This is a genomic window from Micromonospora sp. NPDC005163 (assembly GCF_053599835.1).
In genome coordinates, this window is the sequence record NZ_JBSFYP010000036.1 from 1 (window position 1) to 25,760 (window position 25,760).

Genomic DNA, 25,760 nt, shown 5'->3' on the forward strand with positions numbered 1-25,760 from the left:
GTCGGCGCCGGAAGCCCGGCGCCGACCCGCGGCGACCCGGTCAGGGATGCATGGTGGCACCCTTGAGCACCTTGTCCACCACGTTGCGCGGGGCGTGCAGCGCCAACCCCACGAGGTCGATCTTCTCCCGACCCGCCGCCCGCACGGCGGCCCGGTTGTCCCGGTCGTTACCGGTGGCGAACAGCTCCTGCGTGAAGATCGAGAGGCGTAACCCACGGCTGAGCGCACGCGAGTGCGCGCCGGCCAGCACGGCCCGGTCGCCAGCGAAGACCAGCACCGGCTGGCGGAACATCGGCAGGTACGTGGTGCCGTCCGCGTCGCGGTACTCCTCGCCGAGCAACTCCGGCTCGGCGTTCGCGACGCCGCTGATCAGGAAGGCGGTGACGTTCAGCTGTTGCCAGCCCGCCAGGTCGTTGCGGAGCAGCACGGCAATCTTGGTGGGAAAGCGGATCGGTTCGGTCATGGCGTCGAACCTGCCCGAACCGGTACCGGCAGGTCTTGTACGTTCTTAGCGTGGTCACCCGGCCAGCGGGCTCGCACGTCAGCGCGTGGCGACCCTCGGTAGCCGGGGTCGCCGAGGTCTTCCACGCCCACTTCGTGGATCACGCGTACCCGCCGCACACCCACGACGCGTGGACGCTGCTGATCGTCGACGATGGCGCGGTCCGGTTCGACCTCAACCGGCACCGGCACGGCGCGCTGCGGACGTCCGTCACCCTGCTGCCGCCGTACGTACCGCACGACGGCCGCGCCGCCACGCCGCACGGCTTCCGCAAGCGGGTCCTGTATCTCGACACCTCGACGCTCGGTGCGGAGCTGGTCGGCCGCGCGGTCGACCAGCCGAACCTGGCCGATCCGCGACTGCGGCACCGGATCCACCACCTGCATCAGGTGCTCGCCGTACCCGGCGACGAGTTCGAGGCCGACAGCCAGCTCGCGCTCATCCTGGACCGGCTCCGCCAGCAGCTCAGGCAGCCGGCCCGAGCCAGCGTCCAGCCGGCCGCGCGCGGCCTCGCCGTCCAACTGCGTGAGCTGCTGGACGCCCGCACCGTCGAGGGCGTCCCGCTGCGGGAGGCCGCCGCCCTGCTGCACGCCCACCCGACCCATCTGGTCCGGGCGTTCACCCACGTGCACGGGCTGCCGCCGCACTCGTACCTGACCGGTCGCCGGGTCGAGCTCGCGCGTCGCCTGCTCCTCGAGGGGCGGCGTCCCGCCGAGGTCGCCGCCGCGGCGGGGTTCTTCGACCAGGCTCATCTGACCCGCCACTTCCGGCGTCACCTGGGCGTCAGCCCGGCCCGCTACCCGGCCGCGCAGCGCTGGCACGGACCGCGTTCGGGCGAAGCGGCCGTCCCGCCCGCCGGCCGCACCTAGCATCGGGGGAGGACCGTCCCGGACCCGTTCAATGGTGTCCGCAGGTACGGCGCCGGCACGGGGTGCCCGCCGTGGCCCGTCCGTCCGATTCCCGACCCGCGACCAGGAGGCATCGGCATGAGCTACGTCAAGGCCAAGGACGGCACCAAGCTCTACTACAAGGACTGGGGCGAGGGGCCTGTCGTCACCTTCTCCCACGGCTGGCCGTTGAGCGCCGACGCCTGGGACGGGCAGATGCTCTTCCTCGTCCAGAACGGGTTCCGGGTGGTCGCGCACGACCGTCGCGGGCACGGCCGGTCGAGCCAGGCCCGCAGCGGCAACGACATGAACGGGTACGCCGACGACCTGGCCGCCGTCATCGAGGCACTGGACCTGCGGGACGCCACCCTGGTCGGTCATTCCACCGGCGGGGGAGAGGTGGCCCGCTACATCGGCCGGCACGGGACGGAGCGGGTCGCCAAGGCCGTGCTCATGTCCGCCGTACCGCCGATCATGGTGCAGAGCGCGGACAACCCGGAGGGGCTGCCGATCAGCGTCTTCGACGACCTGCGGGCCCAGCTCTTCGCCGACCGGTCGCAGTTCTACCAGGACCTGGCGCAGATGTTCTACGGCGCCAACCGGCCGGGTGCGAAGGTGTCGAAGGGGATCCTCGACCAGTTCTGGCTGTGGAGCATGCAGTCCGGCATGTGGAACGCCTACGAGAGCATCAAGGCGTTCTCCGAGACGGACTTCCGGGACGACCTGGCGAAGTTCGACATCCCGACGCTGGTGATGCACGGCGAGGACGACCAGATCGTGCCCGTGAAGGACTCGGCGCACAAGACCGCGAAGCTCGTCGCGAATGCCAAGGAGATCTACTACCCGGGCGCACCGCACGGCATGACGGCGACGATCCAGGACCAGGTCAACAAGGATCTGCTCGCGTTCCTGCGGAGCTGACCGGGGTCAGACGAGCTGGGCGCCGATGACGGTGAGCAGCCGCAGCTTCTCGTCGCTCTCCGACCCGGGCACGGCGGTGAAGACCAGCAGCGTCTGGGACTGGTCGGGATCCACCAGCGTCTGGCAGTGCAGCTCCAGCGGCCCCACCTCCGGGTGGACGAAGCGCTTCGGAGGGCAGTAGCCGGCCTGCACCGGGTGCTCCCGCCACAGCTGGGCGAACTCCGGGCTCGTGGCCAGCAGGGAGTCGACGATCGTCGCCGCCCGCGAGCCCCGGCCGTCGCGGGTGTACGCCGCGTGCAGGTGCGCCACGAGGAGCCGGCTCTGCGTCTGGTGGTCCTCCGCCGGGTGTAGCTGCCGGGTCTGCGGGTCGGTGAACCAGCGGTGGTGCAGGCTGCGCGCCAGCCCGGTGTGCCGGGTCTCGTCGCCGAGCAGCGCGATCGCCGGCACGGTCTGCGCCAGGGTCTCGCCGAGGTGGTTCACCACCTGGGCGGGGGTGTCGTGCAGCCGGTCGAGGATCCGCATCATGCCCGGGTTGACGTGGTCGGCCCGGACCGTACGGTGCGGGACGGCGTGACCGGCGAGCTGGAACAGGTGGTCCCGCTCGGCCAGGGAGAGTCGCAGGCCACGGGCAAGGGCGGCGAGCATCTGCTCCGAGGGGTGTGGCCCCCGCTGCTGCTCCAGCCGGCTGTAGTAGTCGGTGGACATTCCGCTCAGTGCGGCGACTTCCTCGCGTCGTAGCCCTCCGGTCCGCCGGCGCCGGCCCCGGGGCAGCCCCACGTCCTCGGGCTGGAGCGCCTCGCGTCGGGTACGCAGGAAGCTGGCGAGTTGGGCGCGGTCCACGGTGGCTCCTCGATCGGTGGGTGCCGGTGGGGGACCGGCACAGTGACTGCAACAGGCGAACCGGGGCGGGGTGTTCCGCTCCGGCGCCCCGAGGATGCCGGGGGCGGCGGCCTTGCATCAGTCCTTTGCTGTGCTTCACCCCACGCAACACCAGACGTCCGCTATCCGGACAACCGGTGTTGCGCCGGTTGAAGCAGAGCAAAAAGCGCGCGGAGGGCGGGACCGGGCGGCCCGGCCCCGACGGCGCGGGACAGCCCCGGCCCGACGGCGCGGGCCGGGACGCCGGGCGCGATCAGCGCTGGATGGACTTGGTCTCCAGGAACTCCTCCAGGCCGAAGCGGCCGAACTCGCGGCCGTTGCCGGACCGCTTGTAGCCGCCGAAGGGGGCGAGCGGGTTCCAGTGACCGCCGTTCACGTCGACCTGGCCCACGTGCAGCCGCTTCGCGACCGCGAGGGCGTGCTCCGGCTCGCCGAAGACGCCGCTGGTCAGGCCGTACAGCGTGCCGTTGGCGATGGTTACGGCCTCATCCTCGTCGGCGTACGGGATGATCGTCAGCACCGGGCCGAAGATCTCCTCCTGGGCGATCGCGGAGTTCGGGTCGACGTCCGCGAAGATCGTCGGCTGCACGTAGGCGCCCTTCGCCAGGCCCTCCGGCCGACCTGGGCCACCGAACACGAGCCGGGCGCCGTCGGCGACCCCCCGCTCGATGTACCCGACGACCTTCTGCCGGTGGGCCTCCGAGGCCATCGGGCCGATCCGGGTCGCCTCGTCGGCGGGGTCGCCGACGGTGAACTGCTTCGCCGCCTCGACGGCGAGCGACACGACCTCGTCCTGCCGGGAGGCGGGCACCAGCATCCGCGGCCATGCGCCGCAGACCTGGCCGCCGTTGGCGAAGGACATCATCACCCCGGCGGTGACCGCCTTCGGCAGGTCGGCGTCGTCGAGGATGATGTTCGCGCCCTTGCCGCCCAACTCCAGCGCGACCCGCTTCACGGTCGCCGCGGCCACCGCCCCGATTCGCTGCCCGGCCCGGGTGGAGCCGGTGAAGGAGATCATGTCGATGTCCGGGTGGGCGGAGATGGCCTCGCCGACGACCGCGCCGGTGCCGTACACCACGTTGAACACGCCCGCCGGTACGCCGGCCTCGGCGGCGACCTCGGCGAGGATCCGCGCGGTCAGCGGGGCGTTCTCGGACGGCTTGAACACCATCGTGTTTCCCGCGAGCAGCGCCGGCGCCAGCTTGGAGACGATCTGCTGCAGCGGGAAGTTCCACGGCGTGATCGCGCCGACCACGCCGATCGGCTCGCGGACGATCAGCGAGTTGCCGACCTCCTCGGTCCAGGCGAAGTCGTCGGCGAGGCCGGCGACCGATTCGATCACGGCGGCGGGGAAGGCGACCTGGGCGGTCCGGGACATGCCGATCGGGGAGCCCATCTCGGCGGTGATCGCCCCGGCGATCTCCTCCTGCCGGGCGGCGAGGCCCGCGCCGAGGCGGCGCAGCACATCCGCCCGGTGCTGCGGGGTGGTCGCCGCCCAGGCGGGGAAGGCCGCCCGGGCGGTGGCGACGGCCCGGTCGACGTCGGCGGCGGTGCCGGCCGGCGTCTCGGCGACGATGTCACCGGTCGCCGGGTTCACGACGGGAAGGGTGCCGGCCGAGCCGGCGACGATCTCGCCACCGATCCAGTGGCCGGTGACGGTGTGGGTGGAAGGTGTCATGCACCGACCGTGGCACCGGCGCCGAGCCCCAACCAGGTGCGGTCTATCCAGGGTTTCGCGATCCCTGGCTGGGGCCGGGCCTGGTCAGAGCGCGAGGACGACGCGGCCGGCCGCGGTGCCGTTGTCCTGCCGGGACCAGGCGTCCGCGACCGAGGCGAACGGCACGATCTCATGGTCGACGGTGAGCCGACCGGCGGCCGCGTGCCCGGCCACCACGGCCAGCGACGCCGCCCGCTGCTCGGTCGACAACCCGTTGTTGGTGTAGCCGATCATGCGCAAGGAGCCACTGCGCAACACGGCGGACTCGATCGGCGCGGTGGCGCCCGCGGCGCTGCCCAGGTTGACCAGGCGGCCACCCGGGCGCAGCACCCGCAGCGCCGCCGCGGCCGGAACGCCGAAGACCGGATCGAGGACGAGATCGATCGGACCGTTGGCGGCGTCGCGCAGTCGGTCGGCCATCGACGCGACGTCGTCATCCGGCAGCAGCGGGAGGGCGGCCGCCGCCCCGAGCTCCTCGGCGCGGGCCCGCGCCGAAGCGGAGCGGGCCACCGCGATCACACGCCGCGCCCCGCCGAGCAGGGCCAGCTGCACGGCCGCCTGGCCGACCACGCCGCCGGCGCCGAGCACGATGACCTGCTCGCCGGCCACCAGGCCGCCGGCGCGGGTCAGGGCCGCGTGCGCGGCGACCGCGGAGAGGCCCAGGGCGGCGAGCAGGGTCAGCGGTACGTCGGGCGGCAGCGCCACCACGTCGGCGGTGGGCACCGCGACCGTGGTCGCCATGCTGCCGTCGACTCCGGGCCGCATGCCGGCCGAGGTCCCGAACCAGACGGGGGTGCCGTCGGCGAGCCGGCCGACACCCTGCACGCCCGGCACGTACGGCGTCGCCGGCGTGCCGAAGTAGCTGGTGCCGGTGGCGCAGAGCACGTCGAGCGGGGTGATCGGCACCGCCTCGACGGTGACCACCACCTCGCCGTCGGCCGGCACGGGGGCCGGCCGCTCGGAGACCGTCGGCGGAGTGCCGCAGGCGGTGAGCTGGGCCGCGCGGATCACGTCGCGATGTCCGGGTAGGGCATCGCGAAGTGAGCCAGCCGCGCGCCGTAGGACTTCTGGTACTCCAGCGGCTCGGTGTTGTCCCGCTCGAAGACGGCGATGAAGAGGGTCAGCGTCAGGAACGGGTGGGCGCCCAGCTCGAACAGCTTCACGTGGTCGTGGGCGGCCAGCGCCTCGCGCTCGACGTCGTCGAAGCGCAGCCAGGTGCTCGCCTCCCCGCCGTGGCAGTTGAGCACCGCGTTGGCGCGTTCAGCCTCCCACCAGGCGACCAGCTCGCGCGGCTCGCTCCGGTAGCGCTCGACCAGCTCCGGATCGCGGTCGACGGTGTAGAGGAACTTGTTCAGCAGGTACTTGCTCATGCCGCCGGCGCTCCGTTCGGGTACCAGGTGAAGTACGCCTCCATGGTGTGGAACAGGTCGAGGGTGTCGACGTAGTCGGCCTTCACGCCGGCACCGGCCACGCCCATCATGAGCATGAAGTCCATGAAGCCGTGGGTGGCGTTGCCCGGTGAGTGCAGGCTGTCCAGCGTGACCTCGCGCAGGCACCCGTCCAGGTCGCCGTTGGCGATCCACTCGACGGCCCGCTGGTCGAACTCCGGGTCCGGGCCGTGCGGGCCGAACTGCCGGGGCCCACCGAGCTCGAGCGAGAGGTGGCCGGTGCCGATGACGGCGACCCGCAGGTGCGACGGCCACGACTCGACGATCTCCCGGATCGCCTCGCCGAGCTGGACGAAGCGCTTCGGCTGCGGCAGCGGCGGCGCGAAGATGTTCGTGTAGATCGGCACGATCGGCAGGTCGGCCTCGGGCCGCAGCGTGATGATCGGGCAGGTGATGCTGTGGTCGATGCGCAGCTCGTTGCTGAACGCGAGGTCGAAGCCGGCGTCGAGCCCCGCCCGCAGCACATGCGCGGACAGGTCCTCCTGACCCTTCAGCAGCATGCGGGGCAGGCCGAACTCACGCTCCTCGTTGTACCAGTTGGCGTCGTAGAAGGGCGCCTTGCCGACCAGGAACTGCGGCATGTTGTCCAGCCAGAGCTGGTGGAAGTGGTCGGAGCCGACCATCACCAGCACGTCGGGCCGGGCCCGGGTCAGCGTCTCCCGGAAGGCCAGGATCTTGCTGGTCCACTCGTCGGCGAACGGTGGCCGATCCTCGCCCGTGGCCGTGCTGGCGCGGTAGTAGAAGGGGTGATGGGTGGAGGCGATGACCGCGACGATGGAGGCCATTCCCACTCCTCTCGGGGGCTGAAAAGGGGGATCAGGGTTCGTACACGGCGTTGCGGTCGACGGTGCGGTAGATGTCCATGCCGAGCGGTCGGCGCCGCTCCTCAGCGAGGTGCCCGAGCAGCCCGGCCGCGCGGGCCAGCAGGGCGAACCCGCGCAACATCTCGACGGGGAGCCCGAGGTCGGCGAGCGCCGCGCCGCAGACCCCGGCGCCGTTGAGCGGCAGGGTCCGGCCGAGCACCTGCGGGTGGACCCGTCCGATTGCCTCGAACAGTCGCAGGTGCGGGCCGTGCAGACCCTCCTCGGTGGCGATCCGGATCAGGACGGGGGTGCGCGGGTCCTGCTCCTTGTGCACGGGGTGCCCGAGCCCCGGGACCAGCCGGCGCTCCTGCCGGGCACGGGTGACGGCGTCGAGCGCCACGGCGTCGTAATCGGTCACCTCTCCTGCCTGCGCGAGCGTGTCGGCGAGGAAGCGTCCACAGTCCTCGGTGACGCCGAGGAAGCGCGAGCCGCCACCGAGCAGGCCGGCGGCGAGCGCGCCCTGAAGCGACTCCGGGGCGGACAGGTAGGTGAGTCGGGCGGCGATCGCCGTCGGGGTGAAGCCGTGGTCGGCGAGCGCCACCAGTACCGCCTCGAAGACCCGCACCTCGCCCCGGGTGGGCCGGCGGCCGGCGACCAGCCAGTACGCCAGCTCGCCGAAGCCGACCTGGCCCATCAGGTCGGCGGCCAGGTCCTGCCCGAGCAGCGAGATGGTGGTCGGGTCGGACGTGCCGATCCCGGTCGGGAAGCTCAGCTCTTCAGCCACGCGCGGATCTCCTCGCCGTGTTCGTCGAGCCCGGGCGGCGGCAGCTCGTACCGGGCGGGGGTGTCGGAGAAGGTGATGGGGTTGCGGACCCCCGGCACGTCGCCGACGGCCACCACCGGGTCGAGCCCCAGCTCCTGGGCGAGCGCCACGCCGCCGTCGATGGTGTTGATCGGTGCGCACGGTACGCCCGCGGCGAGCAGGTCGCGGAACCACTCGTCCTTGGTCCGCTTGGCGAGTCGTTCGACGAGCAGGGGTCGCAGCTGTTCGCGGTTGGCGGTGCGATCCTGGTTGCGCCCGAAGCGCGGGTCGTCGGGCAGGTCGGGCAGGTCGAGTACCTGGCAGAGCTTGCGGAACTGCCCGTCGTTGCCGGCGATGACGATCAGCTCGCCGTCCGCCGTGGGCAACGGCTCGTACGGGAAGAGGCTCGGGTGCGCGTTGCCCATCCGGAACGGGACGGTGCCATCGGCGACGTAGCCGCTGGAGTGGTTGACCAGGCCGGACAGCGCGGAGCTGAGCAGGTTGACCTCGACGTGCTGCCCCTTGCCGGTCGCGCCACGGTGGTGCAGCGCGGCGAGGATGCCGATGCTCGCGTGCAGCCCGGCCATCACGTCGAACACGGAGATGCCGGCCCGGTACGGCGGGCCGTCCGGGTCGCCGGTGAGACTCATCAGGCCCGAGATCGCCTGCACCATCAGGTCGTAGCCGGGGAAGTCCGCTCCGGCGCCGGTGCCGAAACCGCTGATGCTCGCGTACACGACCTTCTCGTTGCCGGCGGTGACGGTGTCGTAGTCCAGGCCGAAGCGGGCCAGGCCGCCGGGCCGGAAATTCTCGATCATCACGTCGGCGCGGCGGGCGAGTTCCTGCGCGGCCGCCAGGTCGTCCGGCTTCTTCAGGTCGAGGGCGATCGACCGCTTGTTGCGGTTGATGCCGAGGTAGTACGTCGAGACGCCGTCGCGGGTGGGTGGCATCCAGGTGCGGGTGTCGTCGCCACCGGGGCTCTCCACCTTGATCACCTGGGCGCCCAGGTCGGCCAGGAGCATCGTGGCGTACGGCCCGGCGAGGATCCGGGAGAAGTCCGCGACGAGCAGGCCGGCTAGTGGCCCCGTCGAATGCTGCACCATGTTTCCGCCCGTTCTGCGGACACCTGTCCGCAGAAATAGCTTGCGTCACCGGCTGGGAGCTGTCAACGGTCAGCTCATCGTACCGAAACGGGTCCTTGACACGACTTCGTGACCGGGACCACACTGGCGCCACTCGGGGCTGGCCGCACAGCGGACAACCGTCCGGAACCCCTCGTACCCGGAAAGGAATGGGTGGCGATGAGCGCAACCTCCCGGCCGGTGGTCTTCCGCAACGGCCTGGTTCTCACCATGGACGACGCACACACGGTGCTGCCGGGCGCCGACGTGCTGGTCATCGGCGACCGGATCGCGGAGGTGGGCGTCGGCCTCACCGCTCCCGACGACGCCCTGGAGATCGACGCCGCCGGCGGCATCCTCATGCCGGGAATGGTCGACACCCACCGGCACATGTGGCAGACCGCCATGCGCGGGTACGGCGCCGACTGGACCCTGACGCAGTACTTCGTCTGGTACTACCTGGAATCCGGCAAGCTGTTCCGGCCCGAGGACGTGTACGCGGGCAACCTGCTCGCCGCGATCGAAGCGGTCGACGCGGGCGTCACCACCACCGTCGACTGGTCGCACGGCCTCCAGACACCCGATCACGCCGACGCGGCCGTCGACGCCCTCGAGGCGGTCGACGGACGGTTCGTGCTCGCCTACGGCAACATCCAGCAGGGCCCGTGGGAGTGGGCCACCTCGCCGGAGTTCCGCGACTTCCACCGGCGCCGGATCGACGGCGGCAAGCTGGCCGGTTTCCAGATGGCGTTCGACGTCACCGGCGATCCCGCCTTCCCCGAACGCGCCGCCTTCGAGGTGGCCCGGGAACTGGGCGCCGCGGTGACCACCCACGCCGGCGTCTGGGGCGCCACCAACGACGACGGCATCCGGCTGATGCACGAGCACGGCTTCATGAACCCCTCGACCGTCTACGTGCACGCGGCGACGCTCACCCACGACTCGTACAACCGGATCGCCGCCACCGGCGGCTCCGTCTCCGTCTCCACCGAGAGTGAGCAGAGCGCCGGGCAGGGTTACCCGCCCACCTGGCAACTGCGCCACCACGACATCCCGGTGTCGCTCTCCATGGACACCAGCGTCTGGTGGAGCGGCGATCTCTTCTCGGCGATGCGGACCACGCTCGGCGCCGACCGCTCCCGCGAGCACCTGGAGGCGCACGCCAAGCAGGACACCATCACCCACTGCCACCTGCGGGCCGAGCAGGTCGTCGAGTGGGCCACCCGGGGCGGCGCCCGCGCCCTCGGCATGGACTCCACGATCGGCGCCCTCACCCCCGGCCGGCAGGCCGACATCGTCCTGATCAAGAACGACGCCTCACCGGTGATGTTCCCGATCCTCAACCCGCACGGTCACGTCGTCTTCCAGGCCCAGCGCGGCGACGTGCACACCGTGCTGGTGGGCGGCCGGGTCGTCAAGCGGGACGGCCGGCTGGTCGACGTCGACCTCGCCGCCGCGCGGGCCAGGGTGGCGGCCACGATCGACCACCTCCGCGAGACCATGGGGGAGGAGGCGTGGCTGCGGGGCATGAACCCGGACGTCCCGGAGACCGCGATCCTGGAGAACCCGTACCAGTACACCGAGTGGGACGCCGGCTCGGCGCAGTGGAAGCATTAGGACATGAGTGACACCGGAAGGGGCGCCGGGCCCGACTTCATCGAGGCTCTCGCCCGGGGTCTCGACGTCCTGCGCTCCTTCCGTCCGGCCTGCCCGTCGATGACGCTCAGTGAGATCGCCGCCGCCACCGGCCTGGCCCGGCCCACGGTCCGGCGCATCCTCATCACACTCGAGTCGCTGGGCTACGTCCGCGCGGTCGGCCGTGGCCACGCCCTCACCCCGCGCGTCCTGGAACTGGGGATGGCGTACGTCAACGCGCTGAATATGTGGGACGTCGCCCGCCCGCACATGGAGAAGCTCGTCGCGCAGACGAACGAGTCCACCTCGATGGCCCAGCTCGACGGCAGCGACATCGTCTACGTCGCCCGCGTCGCCGTACCGAAGATCGTCACGCTCGCCGTGACCATCGGCACCCGCTTCCCGGCCCCCGCGACGTCGATGGGCAAGGTGCTGCTCGCGGGGCTGCCGCCGGAGACGCTGGCCGCCGTGCTCGCCGAGCCGACCCGCTCCGGGATCACGCCCCGCTGGCAGCCCTCGCCCGGTGAGTTGGACGCCGTGCTGCGCGAGGTGCGTGCGAAGGGTTGGGCGCTCGCCGACCAGGATCTCGCTCCGGGGATCCGGTCCGTCGCCACCGGGGTCCGCGACGGCGACGGTCGGGTCATCGCCGCGATCAACGTCACCGTGCACGCCGCGGAGACGTCGTTGGAGACGCTGGTCGACGACCACCTGCCGCGGTTGTTGCGCGCGGCCGCCGACATCGGGCACGACTGGGCGCTGACCGCCGCGGTGCCGGTGTCCACCGCCTGAAGGTCCACCTCCCCGGCTGCCCCTTGTGGGACCCGCTCGGCGCCGGCCGGGGCGGACCGCGTCGACGGCGGGCTCGGCCGTTTCGGCTGGCTGATCGACACCCCGACAACCGGCTGCAATCGGACGGCCGAACGGATGCGCCGCCGCGCGGTCACGAAATCCGGCGGCGGACCGTCACAGGGGACAGATAGTCTGCCTGCGCGCGTCGTCGCCTCGGTACGTCGCGTCCTGCGCCTGGTAGGCGCGGCACCGCCGCCACCGCCCACCATTCGCCGGTTCAACCGACTTCAGGAGAGTTTGTGACCCAGCAATCTGTCGCGACATCGGACAAACTCGACGCCGCGGTGCTCAAGGTGGCGGGCGTCGTCGTCCTCGGCGCGATCATGTCGATCCTCGACGTGACGGTGGTCAGCGTCGCGCTGCCGACGTTCCAGAGCGAGTTCGACGCGTCCTACGCCCGTGTCGCGTGGACGATGACCGCCTACACCCTCGCCCTGGCCACGGTGATCCCGCTGAGCGGGTGGGCAGCCGACCGGTTCGGCACCAAACGCCTCTACATGGTGGCGCTGGCCCTGTTCACGATCGGGTCCGGGCTCTGCGCCACGGCCGACACGATCGGCGAGCTCATCGGTTACCGCGTCCTGCAGGGCCTCGGCGGCGGCATGCTCATGCCGCTGGGCATGACCATCATGACCCGGGCCGCCGGTCCGCACCGGATCGGCCGGTTGATGGCGGTCCTCGGCGTCCCGATGCTGCTCGGGCCGATCGGCGGCCCGATCCTGGGTGGCTGGCTGATCGACACCGCGAGCTGGCACTGGATCTTCCTGATCAACCTGCCGATCGGCGTGGTCGCGCTGGTCTACGCGCAGATGGCGCTTCCGAAGGACGCGCCCGAGCCGTCGGAGTCGTTCGACTTCATCGGCATGCTGATGCTCTCACCGGGGCTCGCGCTGTTCCTCTACGGCGTCTCGTCACTGCCGGAGACGGGCACCTTCGCCGAGACCAAGGTGTGGGCGCCAATGCTGGTCGGCGCCGCGCTGGTGGTGGCGTTCGTGCTCTACTCCTTCAAGCCTCGGCACCCGCTGCTCGACCTGCGGCTGTTCACCAACCGCAACCTGACCATCGCCTCGGTGACGCTGTTCGTGTTCATCATCGCGTTCATGGGCGCCGGCCTGCTGTTCCCGAGCTACTTCCTTCAGGTGCGCGGCGAGTCGACGCTGGCCGCCGGTCTGCTGATGGCGCCGCAGGGCATCGGCGCGATGATCACCATGCCGATCGCCGGCACGCTGGCCGACCGGGTGCCCATCGGTCGCACGGTCCCGTTCGCGCTGGCGCTCATCGTCGTCGGGTTCTTCAGCTTCACCCAGGTCGACCCGCAGACCTCGTACTGGCTGCTCGGCGGGTCCTTGTTCGTGATGGGCCTGGGCATGGGCGGCACGATGATGCCGATCATGACGTCGGCGCTGCGGACGTTGCAGGCCCACGACGTGGCGCGCGGCTCCACGCTGGTCAACATCCTCCAGCAGATCGGCGGGTCGATCGGCGCCGCGGTGATGTCGGTGATCCTCACCAACGAGCTGAACGGCTCCCGGCCGATCCCCGGCCTGGTCGACCCGAGCGGCAAGCCGGTCACCGAGGCCGGGCTGGCCATCGCCGCCCAGCAGCGGCCGGAGCTGCTCCAGCAGACGCCGGTGGACCCGTCGCTCATCGAGCGCGGGCTCGACTTCGCCGCCAAGTCGTTCGCCACCACGTTCTGGGTGGCGTTCGCGCTGGTGCTGCTCACCTTCATCCCGGCTGCCCTGCTGCCACGCCGGCGGAAGCCGGCGCAGCCGCTCGACGACCAGGGTGAGCTGGCCAAGGCCCCCGTCGTCATCCACTGAGCGACCCGCTCGCCGCGCTCGGCACCCCTCGTGGTGCCGAGCGCGGCGGCGCGGCGTTCAGCGAAGCGGGCCGTCCCCGGGCCCGTTCGGGTCCTCGACCAGGTGGATCGCAGCCTCCTCGGCGCTGGCGGCGCCTCCATCGATCCCGACGTCCCACGCCACCGACTCGGCCTCGTCGTCCTCGCTGAGCCCCTCGTCGTCGGCGACGAGCCGCCCCGCCCGCGCCTCGCGCTCGTATCCCCGCCGGGTCAGCTCATCCTCGTCGTCGACGCTCTCCGCGTACGGGTCGGTGTCCGGTTCCTCCTCGGCGAGGAGCTGCGCCAGAGACTCGCCCGCCCGCTCCTCGGCCGGCGTGGTGCCGAACCGGTTCGCCGCCGTCCAGTGGTCCTCGGCGATGATGCCGGTGTCGAGGGGGTCGCCGACCCGGTCGTCGTCGAGGGTGTCGGAGGCGTCCAGGACCCCGTCGTCCTCGGCCACGTTCCACTCGTCGACGGAATCCATCCGTTCGGTCTGGCTCACGGCGGTCTCCTCTTTGTCACGGTGCAGCAAAGTGCTCAGCCTATGACCGTGCAACGCGCCTGTACGCCGAGGCCTGCCCGCTGTGACGAACGACCTCGGGACGCGCTGTGCCGGGGTGGGTCACCGCTTCAGCAGCTCCGCCACGGCGTCGGTGAACTCCACCGGCTGCTCGATGTGCGCGAAGTGCCCGCTTCGCTCCAGCGTCACCAGCCGCGAGTCCGGAAGCCCCGCGTGCAGCTGCTCGGCCCAGCGGGGGCCGCAGATGAAGTCGTACGTCCCGACGATCACCACGACGGGCACGGTGATCTCACCGAGGTTGTCCCGCACGTCGAAGGGCGTGGGGTCCTGCGCGTCGGCCGGCGTCGACCAGATCCGGACGGCCGCCTGAAACGGGGCGAACTCGTCCCGTCGACCCCAGAAGTCCGCGAAGTACACCGGCAGGGCGGCGCGCAGCGCGGCCCCCAACGACTCGTCGTCCGTCGCGCCGCCGATCTGCGCGAAGGCGGCCGGGACCGCCGTCGCCTCCGGCCGGTCCGGGTGCCGCTGCGGGTAGGCGGCGAGGCTGGCCATGGCCTCGGCCCAGAACTCGGCGCCGGTGACGGGTGAGGTGTCGTACAGTGCGAGGCCGGCGATCCGGTCCTGGTGGGTGAGCGCGTACCGCTGGGCGACGAAACCGCCGTGCGAGTGCCCGAGGAGGTAGACCCTGGGTTCGCCGAGGTGCTCGACGACGGCGTGCAGGAACCGGACATACGTGTCGAGACGGTAATCGTCGGGGTTGTCGAGCTGTCCCGACGCGCCCGTGCCCACCGGCTCGACGTAGACCATGGTGAAGTGCGCCTCAAGGCTGGGCGTCCGCAGGTACGTCCACTCGATGCCCGGGCCGCCGGAGTGCGCCACGCACACCGGGCCGGCGCCGGCGACGTGGTAGACCTGCCGAACGCCGTCGACGGTGAACGTGTGGGCACCGGGTGTGAGGGCGCTGACGTCGTGGCGGGTGGAACCCATGAACTATCTCCCGATCCGAGACCCGCGCGGCGTCCGCCGACACGGCAACTGGTGCATGACGCGGACCAGATGCGCGGGCCGAGGGGAAAGTTCGCTCGGTCGGGAAAGTTTTTTCAGACCAGCGCGGGGACGGGGTGGAAGAGGGTGAGTTGGCGTACCCGGCCCTCGCGCAGCACCTGCATCCACAGCGCCCCGGGCGGGCAGTGCTCCGGGTCGTCGGGCGGGCTGATCAGGTCGGTTTCCCAGATCAGCACGTCACCGCTGGCCACGACGTTGCGCAGCCGCTGTCGTACCCCGTTCGTCAGGTCCTTCGTCATGCCCTGGACCGCCAGGTCGGTGCCGCCGCGCAGGCCACCCGGCGCGAGCATCTCCGCGTCCGGCCACCAGCTCTCGCGCACCACCCGGTCGAAGTCACCGCGCATCGCCGTCGTGATCATGTCGCGGCCCTCGCGCCACCGGGCGTCGCTGGACGCGGTGACGTCGACGTGCGCCGCGGCCGCCGACGCCCGCAGGCCGCCGGCGAGGGCGCGGCGGGCGTGGCTGAGCCGGCTGCGGACGGTGCCGACCGGCACGCCGCAGACGGCGGCGATCTGCTCGTACGAGGAGGCGTCGCTGAAGTACCGCAGCAGGGTCACCAGCCGGTCGGGCTCGGACAGCGCCCCGATGGCGTGCCACACCCAGTCACGCAGCGCGCCCCGGTCCAGCGCCTCCTCGGGGGTGGGGGTGGTGGCCGGCTGCGCGAACCACTCGGGTTCGGCGACCGGGACGGGCCGGGGCCGGCGCAGGGTCGTCCGACTGTTGTTACGGACGATGGCCCGCAGCCACGGGCCGATCGAGGCCGGGTCGCGAACCTCGCCGATGCGGCGCAACGCCACCACCATCGCGTCCTGGACCGCGTCCTCGGCGTCCGGACCGTAGCCGAGCAGGCTCAGCGCGACCGCCCGCATCTCTGCCTCGTGCCGGGCCAGCAGCACACCGAGCGCCGCCGCGTCGCCCGCCTGCGCGAGCAGGACCAGCTCCGCGTCACCACGCGTCACGCCCGCTTCCCCCCACTATGTGGCCTTTCAGTCGTTTCGGCCACGCCATCGGCCGTTCGAGCCTAGGCCGGGCGGTCGTGCCACCGCCCGCGCTGCCTACCCGGTTGTCGGGCCGGCAGCCCGGGTGGCCCGCGCGCCGATCTCGCGGAGGTACGCGATCAGCTCCGGCGGCTCGTGCACCTCGAAATCGCAGCCGAGGGTCAGCAGGCGCCACGCCAGCCACTCCAGGGTGTCGGCGTGACTGCGCAACCGGCAGGAGGTGGCGTCGATCGGCTCCAGGTCGACCGAGGCGCCACCGAGCGGGCCGGTCATCCGCTCCACCGGTGCGTGCAGGGTCACCACCGCCCGGTAGACCGGGGTCAGTTCGAGCAGCTTCTCCGTCACGAACGCCGCTGCGTCGGGGGCCGGCAGCGAACGAGGTGCGACACGGGTCCGGGTGGATCGCAGCTCGCCCATCCGGTCCACCCGGAAGATCCGCCAGTCGCCCCGGTCGTTGTCGTATCCCACCAGATACCACCGGCGGCCCGCCGACACCAGCTTGTAGGGCTCGACCAGCCGCTCGCCGGCCGCGCCGTCGCGCCGCCGGTAGGTGAACCGGAGCTGCTCGCGGTTGGTGACGGCGGCGGCCAGCGCGGTCAGCTGCTCGGGGTCGACCGTCGGCCCGCCCCAGGTGAGCAGCGGTTCGGTGGCGGCACCCAGCGCGCCGAGCCGGTGGCGCAGCCGGGCGGGCAGCACCTGTTCCAGCTTCGCCAGCGCTCGCACCGAGGCCTCCTCGATCCCGGCCACCGCATGACCGGCGGCGGTACGAAGACCGACCGCGATCGCCACCGCCTCCTCGTCGTCCAACAGCAGCGGCGGCATCGCCTTGCCGGCGACGAGGCGGTATCCGCCGATCGCGCCCATCGTCGCCCGCACCGGATAGCCCAGGTCGCGCAGCCGTTCCACGTCCCGGCGGACGGTGCGCAGGCTGACGCCGAGCCGGGTGGCCAGCTCGTTGCCGGGCCACTCGCGCGGGGTCTGCAGCAGAGAGAGCAGATTCAGCAGCCGGGCGGGGGTGTCGGACATGGCTCCAGAATGCCAGCGATGTGTGACAGGACCTGACCTATATAGGTCGTAGCGTGGCCGACATGACGCCATTTCGCATCGACATCCCGCAATCGGAGCTCGACGACCTGCGTGACCGGCTCTCGCGGACCCGGTGGCCCCGCTCGTTGCCCGGCGCCGACTGGACGCGCGGAGTGCCGGTGGACTACCTGCGCGAGATGGCCGACCACTGGGCGACCGGCTACGACTGGCGGCTGCACGAGGCGCGGTTGAACGAGTTCCCGCAGTTCGTCACCGAGATCGACGGGCTGGAGGTGCACCTGCTGCACGTACGCTCGCCGGAGCCGGACGCGCTGCCGTTGCTGCTGACGCACGGCTGGCCGAACTCGGTGGTCGAGTTCACCGAGTTGATCGGCCCGCTGACCAATCCGCGCGCCCACGGTGGGGACCCCGGGCAGGCCCTTCACGTGGTGGTGCCGTCGGTGCCCGGCTACGGCTTCTCGCAGGCGCCACCGGCCGGGTTCACGGTCAACCGGGTCGCCCGGATGTGGGCCGAGCTGATGCGTCGCCTCGGCTACGACCGGTACGGCACCCAGGGCGGCGACCTCGGCGCGTACGTCGCGCCGGAGGTGGCGACCGTGGCGCCCGAGCAGGTGGTGGGCGTACACATCGACGGAGGGTTCGGCTTCCCGACCGCCGCCGACGTGCCGGGCATGACCGAGGCGGAACGCGCCGAGTGGGAGCAGATGCAGCAGTGGATGAGCGGCGGCGTGGACCATCACGCGCTGCTGCGGGCCGCGCCGATGACCCTCTCGTACGCCTGGAACGACTCGCCGGTCGGGCTGCTGGCCTGGATGATGCACAAGTTCAAGGAGTTCACCATGACGGTGCCGACGCCGGAGCAGGCCATCGACCGGGACCACCTGCTCACCAACGTGAGCCTGTACTGGTTCACCGGCACGTCGGGATCGTCCTCGTGGCCGATGTACGAGCGCGTCACGATCGCGGACGACGGCGGTTTCGCCTGGCCGAAGGGGCAGCGGCGGGTGCCGTCCGGCGTGTACGGCGGAGGGTCCGCGCTGATGCGGCGCCTCGCCGAGCGGGACAACGCGATCGTCCACTGGCCGGAGGGCAACCCGGGTAGCCACTTCGTGGCGATGGATGAGCCGCTGGCGCACGCGGCGGACATCCGCGCGTTCTTCGGGAGCCTGCGGTGATCAACCTGAGCTGGGGTCAGGTGTGCGCCCGGCGCATGGACCGGCACGGGCTCTCCGCGCCGACCGCGACGGGTTCCGCCCCGGAGGCCGACACCGTCGCCGCCGTGGTGTCCGCGATGTGCGGCGCGCACGCCCAGGTCGCCTCCGCCGCCGAACTGTCCGTCGGGCTGCGGGTCCCGGGCGCCACCCGTGCGCTGGTGCGCCAGGCGCTGTGGACGGACCGGATCCTGGTCAAGAGCCGCGGGCCGCGCGGCACCGTGCACCTGCTCGCCACCGCCGACCTGCCGATGTGGACGGGCGCGCTCTCCGCGCTGCCGGTCCCGTCGTGGGAGCAGGGCCGCGACCTGCTGACCCCGGCGCAGACCGAGCAGGTCCTCGCGGCCCTCGCGGACGCGCTGGCCGAGGCCGAGCTGACCACCGACGAGCTGACGGAGCAGGTGGTCGCCCGCACCGGCCCCTGGGCCGGCGAGCGGGTCATGGACGCGTTCCAGGACAAATGGCCGCGCTGGATCTCCGCGATGACGGCCGCCACCCGGGGCGGCGTGATCTGCTTCGGCCCGAACCGGGGCCGCTCCACCACCCACACCAGCCCAACCCGCTGGCTGCCCGGGTTCGCGCCGATGGACGGCACGGCCGCGCTGGCCGCCCTCGTCCGGAGCTACCTGTACGCGTACGGGCCGGCCACCCCGGCGCAGTTCGCCCGGTGGCTGTCGGTACCCGCGACCTGGGCGGCGACGCTGTTCGAGTCGCTGGACCTGGCACCCGTCACGGTGGAGGGCACGCGGGCGTGGGTGGCGGCCGGCGACACCGACTTCCCGGACGACGGGCCGTCGGGGGTGCGCCTGCTGCCCTACTTCGACGCGTATACGGTCGGCTGCCACCCGCGTGACCTGCTCTTCCCCGGGGCTGCCGCCGACCGGGCGCTGGCCCGTGGGCAGGCCGGCAACTACCCGGTGCTGCTGGTCGACGGAACGGTCGCCGGGGTGTGGCACCAGCGTCGCTGCGGTCGCACGATCCACGTGACGGTCGAGCCGTTGATGGCACTCGGCGCCGGTCGGCGGCGGGCGTTGGAGGAGCAGGTCGAGCGGGTCGGTCAGGTCCTGGAAGGAACAGCATCGCTGACCATCGGCCCGGTGCAGGTCGGTCCGCACGCGTGAGCCGGGGCAGGATGGGGGTGTGGACATCGAGCCCGTCGACGCCGCGCCCCGGCGCGCGTTCCCCTGGGCGATGCTGCGGCAGCGTTGGCAGGATCTGACCTTCCTGCACTGGCCTGTCGCACCGGACCTCGTCGCGCCGCTGCTGCCGGCCGGGACCCGCCCGGACACCCTGGACGGGGTCAGTCACGTCGGGCTGATCGGCTTCCGGATGGTCGGGCTGGGCCTCGGCCGCGGGCCGGGGGTGCCCTACTTCGGCACCTTCTGGGAGACCAACGTCCGGCTCTACTCGGTCGACGGCACCGGCCGGCGCGCCGTGGTGTTCCGGTCGCTCGACGCGTCCCGGCTGGTGCCGGTGCTCGTCGCCCGTGCGACGCTGCGGCTGCCGTACCTCTGGTCGTCGATGCGGTTGGACCGCGACGGCGACCGGCTCACCTACCGGTGCCGGCGTCGCTGGCCGGGCCCGGCCGGCGCGACGAGCCGCATGGTGGTCCGGGTGGGGGAGCGGATCGCCGACCCGACCCCGCTGGAGCACTTCGTCACCGCCCGCTGGGGGCTGCACACCCGGGCGTACGGGCGCACGCGGCACCTGCCGAACTGGCACCCGCGCTGGCCGCTGCACCGTGCCGAGCTGCTGCACCTGGACGACGAGCTGATCGCCGCCGCGGGGCTGCCGGCGCCGACCGGGCCGCCGGTCAGCGTGCTGTATTCCCCCGGGGTCGGGGTGCGCTTCGGTCCGCCGGTCACCGTGCGCCGGCCCGGCTGACCCGCTGGTACGGGTCGCCGGGCCGGTCGCGGTGGTGCGTCGAGCGTCAGTAGCGACCGCCCTCGGGCGCGGGCAGGGCGTCGAGGTCGGCCAGATTCTCGGCGCTGAGCCGCACGTCGCCCGCCGCGCAGTTGTCCACCAGGTACTTCGGGGTCTTGGTGCCGGGGATCGGAATGACCTGGTCACCCTGGGCGACCACCCACGCGAGCGCGACCTGTGCGGGGCTGACGGCGGCCCGGTCGGCGATCTCGCGGACCCGGCCGACGATGGCGAGGTTGGCGCGCAGCGCGTCCTGCTGGAAGCGCGGCAGGCCACGCCGGAAGTCGTCGGTGGGCAGATCGTCGAACGAGGTGAACCGGCCGGCGAGGAAGCCCCGGCCCAGCGGGGAGAACGGCAGGAAGGCGATGCCCTGCTCGGCGCAGTACGGCAGCACCTCGGTCAACGGGTCGCGGGTCCACAGTGACAGCTCGGACTGCACCGACGCCACCGGGTGCACCGCCTGGGCCCGCACGATCTGGGCCACCGTCACCTCGGACAGACCGATCTGCCGCGCCTTGCCCGCCGCGATGACCTCCGCCATCGCGCCCCAGGACTCCTCGATGGGCACCTCGGGGTCGACCCGGTGCAGCTGGTAGAGGTCGACGTGGTCGGTGCCGAGCCGGCGCAGGCTGTCGTCGATCGCCGCGCGGATGTGCTCGGGGCGCCCGTTGTTGCCGAGGACCGGCGAGTTGCCGGGGCCGCCGGTCGGGGACGTGACCACCAGCCCCACCTTGGTCGCCAGGACCGCCTGCTCCCGGTGGCCGCCGGCCAGGGCCCGGCCGACCAGCTCCTCATTGGTGTACGGCCCGTACACGTCCGACGTGTCGATCAGGGTGGCTCCCAGGTCGAGCGCCTGATGGATGACCGAGATCGACGTCTCGTCGTCGCGGGGGCCGGTGATGTCGTATCCGTGGCTCATGCCCATGCACCCGAGCCCGATGACGCCGACCTCGGGACCCGTACTGCCCAGCGTGGTGGTTCTCATGCGCCCCACGCTACGGCGGGCTCCGGCGTTCGGCGAACGCGTTGCGGCACCCCCGGCGACCGTCGACCTGTGGTCGACTGTCCGCATGGAGCTCTCCCGATTCCTCGACTGCCTCGGGGACGACTTCGCCCGGTTGCGGGCTGTCGCACCGACCAACCTCAGGGCAGCGGTGCCCAGCTGCCCCGGCTGGAGTGTCGCCGACCTGACCCGCCACGTTGGCGAGGTCTATCTCCACAAGACCCTGGCCATCCGCGACGGCGCCGAGCCCGAGCCCTGGCCGCCGGCGGAGCTGGCGAGCGAGGAGCCGCTGGCGTTGCTCGACCGGACGTACGCCGGGTTGCTGGCCGAGTTCGCGGCCCACGACCCGAAGGACCCGGCCGGCTCCTGGTACGCGCCGGGCCAGACCGTGGGCTTCTGGATACGGCGGATGGCGCAGGAGACCGTCATCCACCGCATCGACGCCGAGTTGGGCGTCGGTGTCCCGGTCGCGCCCGTCCCGGACGACCTCGCCGTCGACGGCGTCGACGAGCTGCTCAAGGTGTTCGTGGAGTATTCGGCGGCCGAGTGGGCCGACGACTTCAACAAGATCCTGGCCGATTCGCCGAGCTGGACGTGCGCGATCCGTACCGATGACGCGGCGTGGACGGTGCGTACCGAGCCGGGGCTGTTCCGCGTGACCGACGGCGTGGCCGACGCCGCCGACGTGACGGTGACCGGCCCGCCGGCGGCGATGCTGCGCTGGGCGTGGGGCCGGAACCTGACCGGTGAGCCGGGCGGCGTCACCGTCGAGGGTCCGGTCGAGGCGTTGACGCCGATGCGCCGCTGCATCGTCACCGCGACCCAGTGAGCTGTGCCGGCGGCTCCGCGCCGCGACCACCATAGAATCGATGGTGTTCACTGCCTTTGTCGGCGGTGTCGCTAGTGGCCAGCGCGGAGGGCGGTGCGGGAGATGGGACCGGACGAGCGGGAACGGCTGTTCGAAGGGGCGCGGGAGGCGTCGACGCGGCAGGACACCTGGGCGGAGGCGGACCGACTCTGGGTGCGGGTGATCGACGCCTACCGGCAGGCCGCGCAGGGCTCGGGCCGGGTCGACCGTCGCGACCAGCAGCAGCTGGCCCGGGCGCTGTGGCGGCGTGGGATGCTGCTGTCCGCTCATGGCAGGGCCGCGGACGGGATGGCGCCCGGCGGTGCGGCGGTCGCCCTCTTCGAGCGGGTGCATGACGCGGTGACGGCCGAGGGTGGCGACGTGACCGCTCCGGCGCGGGACGAGGCGCTCGCGGAGCTGATCACCGCACTGGTCGACCTGGCGGAGGTCGCGTTCGCCGCCGGTCAGCCCGTCACCCGGCTGGAGCTGGTGGAGCGGGCCGTGTCCGTGGGTCTGCGCACCGTCGCATCGCCGCCGGCCGCCGGCCCCCGGACCAGGGAGGCGATGGGCACCGCCTACCACAACCAGGCCGTCGCCCTGCTGCACCGGTCGGTCACGCGACCCGCCTCGGACGACTCCGTCCGGGAGGCGGCGCTGGCCGCGTCCCGGGCCTGCGAGCTGCGTCAGGGGCTGCTCGATCCGCTCCGCCCGCTGAGCCTGTGGGAGATGGCCAACACGTACGGGGTGTACGCGCAGTGCCTGGCGCTGATCCGGGATTTCGACCGCGCCGCGATGGTGCTGGGCCTCGGCAATCGGCTGGTGGAGCTGCTGGGGCCGGCCGGCGCGCAGCCCGCCCAGGCCCTGCGTGTGGCGGCCGAGATGGTGGCCCGGGAGAGGTCGGCGTCGGGCGCGACCGCCTCGCGCCGCTGGGGATGGCGGCGGCGCTGACCTCCCGGCCAGCGGGAATCCGCTCGCCCCGCCTTGCCATGCATCGTCATTGATCGATACTGTGCGCCCAGGCGCCGCCCCGCCTCAGGCCATCACAGTCGATCGACCGAAGCGGGTTCAGCATGCGCACACTGAGACTTGTCACGGCCCTGGCCGTCGCCGGCCTGCTCGCCGGTGCGGTGGCGATCACCGCCACACCGGCCAGCGCGGCGACCGCCGTGTTCTCCGTGACGAACAACTGGGGCAGCGGCTATCAGGGCCAGGTCACCGTCACCAACAACACCTCCGCACAGATCACCAGTTGGCGGGTCGAGTTCGACCTGCCGTCCGGGTCGAGCATCAGCCAGTCGTGGAACGCGCAGCAGGCCACCGCCGGTGGCCACTACACGTTCATCAACCTCTCCTGGAACGGGACCCTCGCCGCCGGCGCCTCGACCTCGTTCGGCTTCCTCGTCGCCGGCTCCGGCACCCCGGTCAACTGCACGGTGAACGGCGCGTCCTGCGCGGGCGGGCCGGCCCCGACGCCCACCCCGACGACCCCGACGCCCACACCGACGCCCACCCCGACCGTTCCGCCGCCGACCCCCGGCACCCCCGTCGAGCGGTACGGGCAGCTGCGGGTCTGCGGCACCGGAATGTGCGACAGGAACGGCGCGCGGGTGCAGCTGCGCGGCATCAGCAGCATGTGGCTCAACTGGGAGACGGCCCCCTACGCCGAGAACCTGTCCGCGCTGACCTGGATGCGGGACAACTGGAACCTCCAGGTGATCCGCGCGGCGATGGGCGTGGAGCCGGCGGGCGCGTACCTGAGTGACCCGGTCAAGGCCCGTACGCAGGTCGAGACGATCATCAACAACGCCGTCAGCGCCGGCGTGTACGTGATTGTCGACTGGCACGCGCACGAGGCGCAGCACAATCAGTCCGAGGCGGTCGCGTTCTTCGCCGACCTGGCGCGCCGCTACGGCAACCTGCCCAACGTCATCTGGGAGCCGTGGAACGAGCCGCTCCAGGTGAGCTGGACGGGCGTCATCAAGCCGTACCACCAGCCTGTGGTGGCCGCGATCCGCGCCGCCGACCCGGACAACATCGTCGTGCTGGGCACCCCGACGTGGTCGCAGGATGTGGATGCGGCAGCGGCCAGCCCGGTCGCCGGCACCAACCTGATGTACACGCTGCACTTCTACTCGTGCACCCACGGCGCGTCGCTGCGCGCGAAGGGCGACGCGGCGATCCGGGCCGGTCTGGCGCTGTTCGTCACCGAGTGGGGTGCCAGTCACGCCGACGGAGGCCTCGACGGCCGGGCCTGCCTTCCCGAGGCGCAGACCTGGGTGGACTGGATGAAGGCGAACGGCATCTCCTGGACCGCGTGGAAGCTCGACGTCGGCACCGACACCACCAACCTGCTCAGCGCCGGCGCGCCGGTGACCGGCGGGTGGAACAACTACCTGCACGGCCACGCGCCGTTCGTGGTCGCCAACATGAGATGACGACGTTCGGGCCCAGCTCCGACCGGGAGCTGGGCCCGCGCCGCGACTGCGACCAGCGGCGGCGAAGGCGTTATCCTGCGCCGGTGGAGGTCACGGCGGAGGGTGAGCGGCTGGCCGCCGACCTGGGCCGCTGGCTGGACGACCTGACCTTCGTCGACCTGGACGCCGACGAGGTCACCGCACGGGTGATCGACTCGGTGGTGGGGTGGGCCGAGGCTCAGGGCTGGCGGGTCTACCGGCGGGCACCCAGTGTCCTGCCGTTGCCACCGCCGCTGGAGCAGCGACACTCGGTCCTCGACGTGGCGTGCGCCCGCCCCGGCGGCCCGCCGGTGGTCGTGGAGGTCGACCACACCGACCGGGCGCGGACGGTGCAGAAGCTGCGGGCGGAGGCGGCCGCCGGCCGCATCCCGATCTGGGTGCGCTGGGGCGTCGGCCGTTTCACCGCGCCGCCACCGCCGGTGCGGATGGTGACCTGCGAGGTGACCCGGCGCGCCGGGCCGGCGGGGCGGGGTCGGCTGCACAGCCGGACCGGCGACCGCCCCCCGCCGGCGCACTCCATCGGTGGCGGCACGGCGGACGCGCAGGCGCTGCCCATCCCGCTGACCGACCCGGAGCAGCCGATCTGACCGACGCGCTTCCTGGACCGACACGGTTACGGACGCGGGTAAGGGCAAACTGAAGCGAATCGTAAGCGGGACCCGACAGAGTTCTGGGTGTCACCGAGAGCACCGCCGACAACCAGGAGACCCCCGATGCGCAAGCTCATCAACTCGACCTACATCACCCTCGACGGCGTCATCGAGAACCCCATGTGGACCTCGCCGTACTTCGAAGAGGAGGCCGCCAGCCTCGCCGGCGAACAGACCAACGCCGCGGACGCGATGCTGATGGGCCGGGCCACCTACGACGGCATGTCCGTCGCCTGGCCGAGCATGGACGAGAACGACCCGAGCACCGGCGCGGCGTACTTCAACAACGTCAAGAAGTACGTCGCCTCGACCACCCTGACCAACCCCACCTGGAACAACACGGAGGTGCTCCAGGGCGACCTGGTCGAGGCGGTCACCAAGCTCAAGGCCCAGGAGGGCAAGGACATCATCCAGTACGGGTACGGCTCGGTCACCGCGCAGCTGGTCCGGGCGGGCCTGGTGGACGAGGTCCGGTTCTGGATCCACCCCGTGCTGGAGGGCGGCCCGAGCCTGACGACGCCGCTGACGGACGTCAAGGCGTCGTTCGAGCTGATCGACACCCGGGTGCACAAGAACGGCGTGATCATCGCCTCGTACCGGCCGAAGACGGCCAGCTGACCA

At 72.0% G+C, this 25,760-nt stretch carries 26 protein-coding genes; 13 read left to right on the forward strand and 13 right to left on the reverse strand.

The window, feature by feature from the left end; translation table 11 throughout:
* Window positions 1-40 precede the first annotated feature (40 nt).
* Complete coding sequence (locus ACWD6N_RS23210; protein ID WP_387322208.1) at window positions 41-463, reverse strand: DUF2000 family protein; 423 nt, start codon at window positions 461-463, stop codon at window positions 41-43.
* A gap of 50 nt (window positions 464-513) precedes the next feature.
* On the opposite strand from ACWD6N_RS23210, the gene ACWD6N_RS23215 reads away from it, so the two are divergent.
* Both ACWD6N_RS23215 and ACWD6N_RS23220 read left to right on the forward strand, forming a co-directional pair.
* Window positions 514-1,371: an AraC family transcriptional regulator gene (locus tag ACWD6N_RS23215; RefSeq protein WP_450005164.1), complete on the forward strand. Its 858-nt coding sequence runs from the start codon at window positions 514-516 to the stop codon at window positions 1,369-1,371.
* Window positions 1,372-1,488: 117 nt separating this feature from the next.
* Window positions 1,489-2,310 (forward strand): alpha/beta fold hydrolase, encoded by an 822-nt coding sequence (locus tag ACWD6N_RS23220; RefSeq protein WP_354962479.1) that lies wholly within the window; start codon window positions 1,489-1,491, stop codon window positions 2,308-2,310.
* A gap of 6 nt (window positions 2,311-2,316) precedes the next feature.
* On the opposite strand, the gene ACWD6N_RS23225 is transcribed toward ACWD6N_RS23220, so the two are convergent.
* The 7 genes from ACWD6N_RS23225 to ACWD6N_RS23255 form a co-directional block, all read right to left on the reverse strand.
* A complete protein-coding gene (locus ACWD6N_RS23225) occupies window positions 2,317-3,150 on the reverse strand; it encodes a helix-turn-helix transcriptional regulator (RefSeq protein WP_387322211.1) in 834 nt (277 codons plus the stop codon).
* 292 nt (window positions 3,151-3,442) lie between these two features.
* Entirely contained in the window at window positions 3,443-4,867 is a 1,425-nt protein-coding gene (locus ACWD6N_RS23230) for an aldehyde dehydrogenase family protein (RefSeq protein WP_354962477.1), read from the reverse strand.
* A gap of 84 nt (window positions 4,868-4,951) precedes the next feature.
* On the reverse strand, window positions 4,952-5,917 hold the full coding sequence (locus ACWD6N_RS23235) for a quinone oxidoreductase family protein (protein WP_354962476.1): 966 nt from the start codon (window positions 5,915-5,917) through the stop codon (window positions 4,952-4,954).
* Entirely contained in the window at window positions 5,914-6,276 is a 363-nt protein-coding gene (locus ACWD6N_RS23240; RefSeq protein WP_354962475.1) for a hypothetical protein, read from the reverse strand. Before ACWD6N_RS23240 ends, ACWD6N_RS23235 begins: the two co-directional genes overlap by 4 nt.
* Complete coding sequence (locus tag ACWD6N_RS23245) at window positions 6,273-7,139, reverse strand: DODA-type extradiol aromatic ring-opening family dioxygenase (protein ID WP_354962474.1); 867 nt, start codon at window positions 7,137-7,139, stop codon at window positions 6,273-6,275. Before ACWD6N_RS23245 ends, ACWD6N_RS23240 begins: the two co-directional genes overlap by 4 nt.
* A gap of 31 nt (window positions 7,140-7,170) precedes the next feature.
* Window positions 7,171-7,941, reverse strand: coding sequence for a citryl-CoA lyase (locus ACWD6N_RS23250; RefSeq protein WP_354962473.1), 771 nt, complete (start codon window positions 7,939-7,941; stop codon window positions 7,171-7,173).
* On the reverse strand, window positions 7,926-9,062 hold the full coding sequence (locus ACWD6N_RS23255) for a CaiB/BaiF CoA transferase family protein (RefSeq protein WP_354962472.1): 1,137 nt from the start codon (window positions 9,060-9,062) through the stop codon (window positions 7,926-7,928). The genes ACWD6N_RS23250 and ACWD6N_RS23255 overlap by 16 nt, the downstream gene beginning before the upstream one ends.
* A gap of 198 nt (window positions 9,063-9,260) precedes the next feature.
* On the opposite strand from ACWD6N_RS23255, the gene ACWD6N_RS23260 reads away from it, so the two are divergent.
* From ACWD6N_RS23260 to ACWD6N_RS23270, 3 genes are all read left to right on the forward strand, one after another.
* Window positions 9,261-10,697: an amidohydrolase family protein gene (locus ACWD6N_RS23260; RefSeq protein WP_387322214.1), complete on the forward strand. Its 1,437-nt coding sequence runs from the start codon at window positions 9,261-9,263 to the stop codon at window positions 10,695-10,697.
* A 3-nt stretch (window positions 10,698-10,700) separates the two neighbouring features.
* Window positions 10,701-11,504 (forward strand): IclR family transcriptional regulator domain-containing protein, encoded by an 804-nt coding sequence (locus ACWD6N_RS23265; RefSeq protein WP_354962470.1) that lies wholly within the window; start codon window positions 10,701-10,703, stop codon window positions 11,502-11,504.
* A 299-nt stretch (window positions 11,505-11,803) separates the two neighbouring features.
* Window positions 11,804-13,384, forward strand: coding sequence for a DHA2 family efflux MFS transporter permease subunit (locus tag ACWD6N_RS23270; RefSeq protein ID WP_354962469.1), 1,581 nt, complete (start codon window positions 11,804-11,806; stop codon window positions 13,382-13,384).
* 57 nt (window positions 13,385-13,441) lie between these two features.
* Here the strand turns inward: ACWD6N_RS23270 and ACWD6N_RS23275 are convergent, their stop codons facing one another.
* The 4 genes from ACWD6N_RS23275 to ACWD6N_RS23290 all read right to left on the reverse strand — a co-directional run bounded on the left by ACWD6N_RS23275 (window position 13,442) and on the right by ACWD6N_RS23290 (window position 17,010).
* Window positions 13,442-13,903: a DUF5709 domain-containing protein gene (locus ACWD6N_RS23275; protein ID WP_354962468.1), complete on the reverse strand. Its 462-nt coding sequence runs from the start codon at window positions 13,901-13,903 to the stop codon at window positions 13,442-13,444.
* A gap of 120 nt (window positions 13,904-14,023) precedes the next feature.
* On the reverse strand, window positions 14,024-14,908 hold the full coding sequence (locus tag ACWD6N_RS23280; RefSeq protein WP_387322217.1) for an alpha/beta fold hydrolase: 885 nt from the start codon (window positions 14,906-14,908) through the stop codon (window positions 14,024-14,026).
* A gap of 113 nt (window positions 14,909-15,021) precedes the next feature.
* Window positions 15,022-15,945, reverse strand: a complete 924-nt coding sequence (locus ACWD6N_RS23285; RefSeq protein WP_354962466.1) for an RNA polymerase sigma factor — start codon at window positions 15,943-15,945, stop codon at window positions 15,022-15,024.
* A gap of 96 nt (window positions 15,946-16,041) precedes the next feature.
* Window positions 16,042-17,010 carry a helix-turn-helix transcriptional regulator gene (locus ACWD6N_RS23290; RefSeq protein ID WP_354962465.1) on the reverse strand — a complete coding sequence of 323 codons (969 nt, stop codon included), beginning with the start codon at window positions 17,008-17,010 and terminating at the stop codon, window positions 16,042-16,044.
* 62 nt (window positions 17,011-17,072) lie between these two features.
* Between ACWD6N_RS23290 and ACWD6N_RS23295 the strand changes: the two genes are divergently transcribed.
* The 3 genes from ACWD6N_RS23295 to ACWD6N_RS23305 are packed head-to-tail and all read left to right on the forward strand — an operon-like array spanning window position 17,073 to window position 20,126.
* The gene (locus ACWD6N_RS23295) at window positions 17,073-18,206 is read left to right on the forward strand and encodes an epoxide hydrolase family protein (RefSeq protein WP_354962464.1); all 1,134 of its coding nucleotides are present in this window, start codon (window positions 17,073-17,075) and stop codon (window positions 18,204-18,206) included.
* A complete protein-coding gene (locus ACWD6N_RS23300; RefSeq protein WP_354962463.1) occupies window positions 18,203-19,363 on the forward strand; it encodes a winged helix DNA-binding domain-containing protein in 1,161 nt (386 codons plus the stop codon). The genes ACWD6N_RS23295 and ACWD6N_RS23300 overlap by 4 nt, the downstream gene beginning before the upstream one ends.
* A 19-nt stretch (window positions 19,364-19,382) precedes the next feature.
* A complete protein-coding gene (locus ACWD6N_RS23305) occupies window positions 19,383-20,126 on the forward strand; it encodes a YqjF family protein (RefSeq protein ID WP_354962462.1) in 744 nt (247 codons plus the stop codon).
* 46 nt (window positions 20,127-20,172) lie between these two features.
* Here the strand turns inward: ACWD6N_RS23305 and ACWD6N_RS23310 are convergent, their stop codons facing one another.
* Window positions 20,173-21,150 (reverse strand): aldo/keto reductase, encoded by a 978-nt coding sequence (locus tag ACWD6N_RS23310; protein ID WP_354962461.1) that lies wholly within the window; start codon window positions 21,148-21,150, stop codon window positions 20,173-20,175.
* An 85-nt stretch (window positions 21,151-21,235) separates the two neighbouring features.
* Between ACWD6N_RS23310 and ACWD6N_RS23315 the strand changes: the two genes are divergently transcribed.
* The 5 genes from ACWD6N_RS23315 (at window position 21,236) to ACWD6N_RS23335 (ending at window position 25,757) form a co-directional block, all read left to right on the forward strand.
* The gene (locus ACWD6N_RS23315) at window positions 21,236-21,997 is read left to right on the forward strand and encodes a maleylpyruvate isomerase family mycothiol-dependent enzyme (protein ID WP_387322222.1); all 762 of its coding nucleotides are present in this window, start codon (window positions 21,236-21,238) and stop codon (window positions 21,995-21,997) included.
* A 102-nt stretch (window positions 21,998-22,099) separates the two neighbouring features.
* Complete coding sequence (locus tag ACWD6N_RS23320) at window positions 22,100-22,963, forward strand: hypothetical protein (protein WP_354962459.1); 864 nt, start codon at window positions 22,100-22,102, stop codon at window positions 22,961-22,963.
* A 122-nt stretch (window positions 22,964-23,085) separates the two neighbouring features.
* Window positions 23,086-24,450 (forward strand): cellulase family glycosylhydrolase, encoded by a 1,365-nt coding sequence (locus ACWD6N_RS23325; RefSeq protein ID WP_387322224.1) that lies wholly within the window; start codon window positions 23,086-23,088, stop codon window positions 24,448-24,450.
* Window positions 24,451-24,533: 83 nt separating this feature from the next.
* Complete coding sequence (locus ACWD6N_RS23330) at window positions 24,534-25,076, forward strand: hypothetical protein (protein WP_354962457.1); 543 nt, start codon at window positions 24,534-24,536, stop codon at window positions 25,074-25,076.
* A gap of 126 nt (window positions 25,077-25,202) precedes the next feature.
* Window positions 25,203-25,757, forward strand: a complete 555-nt coding sequence (locus ACWD6N_RS23335; RefSeq protein ID WP_354962456.1) for a dihydrofolate reductase family protein — start codon at window positions 25,203-25,205, stop codon at window positions 25,755-25,757.
* Window positions 25,758-25,760: the final 3 nt, after the last annotated feature.

Coding starts and splice junctions, on each gene's coding strand:
- ACWD6N_RS23210 (WP_387322208.1), bottom strand. CDS start 463: ATGACCGAACCGATCCGCTTTCCCACCAAGATTGCCGTGCTGCTCCGC.
- ACWD6N_RS23220 (WP_354962479.1), top strand. CDS start 1,489: ATGAGCTACGTCAAGGCCAAGGACGGCACCAAGCTCTACTACAAGGAC.
- ACWD6N_RS23230 (WP_354962477.1), bottom strand. CDS start 4,867: ATGACACCTTCCACCCACACCGTCACCGGCCACTGGATCGGTGGCGAG.
- ACWD6N_RS23240 (WP_354962475.1), bottom strand. CDS start 6,276: ATGAGCAAGTACCTGCTGAACAAGTTCCTCTACACCGTCGACCGCGAT.
- ACWD6N_RS23245 (WP_354962474.1), bottom strand. CDS start 7,139: ATGGCCTCCATCGTCGCGGTCATCGCCTCCACCCATCACCCCTTCTAC.
- ACWD6N_RS23255 (WP_354962472.1), bottom strand. CDS start 9,062: ATGGTGCAGCATTCGACGGGGCCACTAGCCGGCCTGCTCGTCGCGGAC.
- ACWD6N_RS23260 (WP_387322214.1), top strand. CDS start 9,261: ATGAGCGCAACCTCCCGGCCGGTGGTCTTCCGCAACGGCCTGGTTCTC.
- ACWD6N_RS23265 (WP_354962470.1), top strand. CDS start 10,701: ATGAGTGACACCGGAAGGGGCGCCGGGCCCGACTTCATCGAGGCTCTC.
- ACWD6N_RS23280 (WP_387322217.1), bottom strand. CDS start 14,908: ATGGGTTCCACCCGCCACGACGTCAGCGCCCTCACACCCGGTGCCCAC.
- ACWD6N_RS23290 (WP_354962465.1), bottom strand. CDS start 17,010: ATGTCCGACACCCCCGCCCGGCTGCTGAATCTGCTCTCTCTGCTGCAG.
- ACWD6N_RS23295 (WP_354962464.1), top strand. CDS start 17,073: ATGACGCCATTTCGCATCGACATCCCGCAATCGGAGCTCGACGACCTG.
- ACWD6N_RS23310 (WP_354962461.1), bottom strand. CDS start 21,150: ATGAGAACCACCACGCTGGGCAGTACGGGTCCCGAGGTCGGCGTCATC.
- ACWD6N_RS23315 (WP_387322222.1), top strand. CDS start 21,236: ATGGAGCTCTCCCGATTCCTCGACTGCCTCGGGGACGACTTCGCCCGG.
- ACWD6N_RS23320 (WP_354962459.1), top strand. CDS start 22,100: ATGGGACCGGACGAGCGGGAACGGCTGTTCGAAGGGGCGCGGGAGGCG.
- ACWD6N_RS23325 (WP_387322224.1), top strand. CDS start 23,086: ATGCGCACACTGAGACTTGTCACGGCCCTGGCCGTCGCCGGCCTGCTC.
- ACWD6N_RS23335 (WP_354962456.1), top strand. CDS start 25,203: ATGCGCAAGCTCATCAACTCGACCTACATCACCCTCGACGGCGTCATC.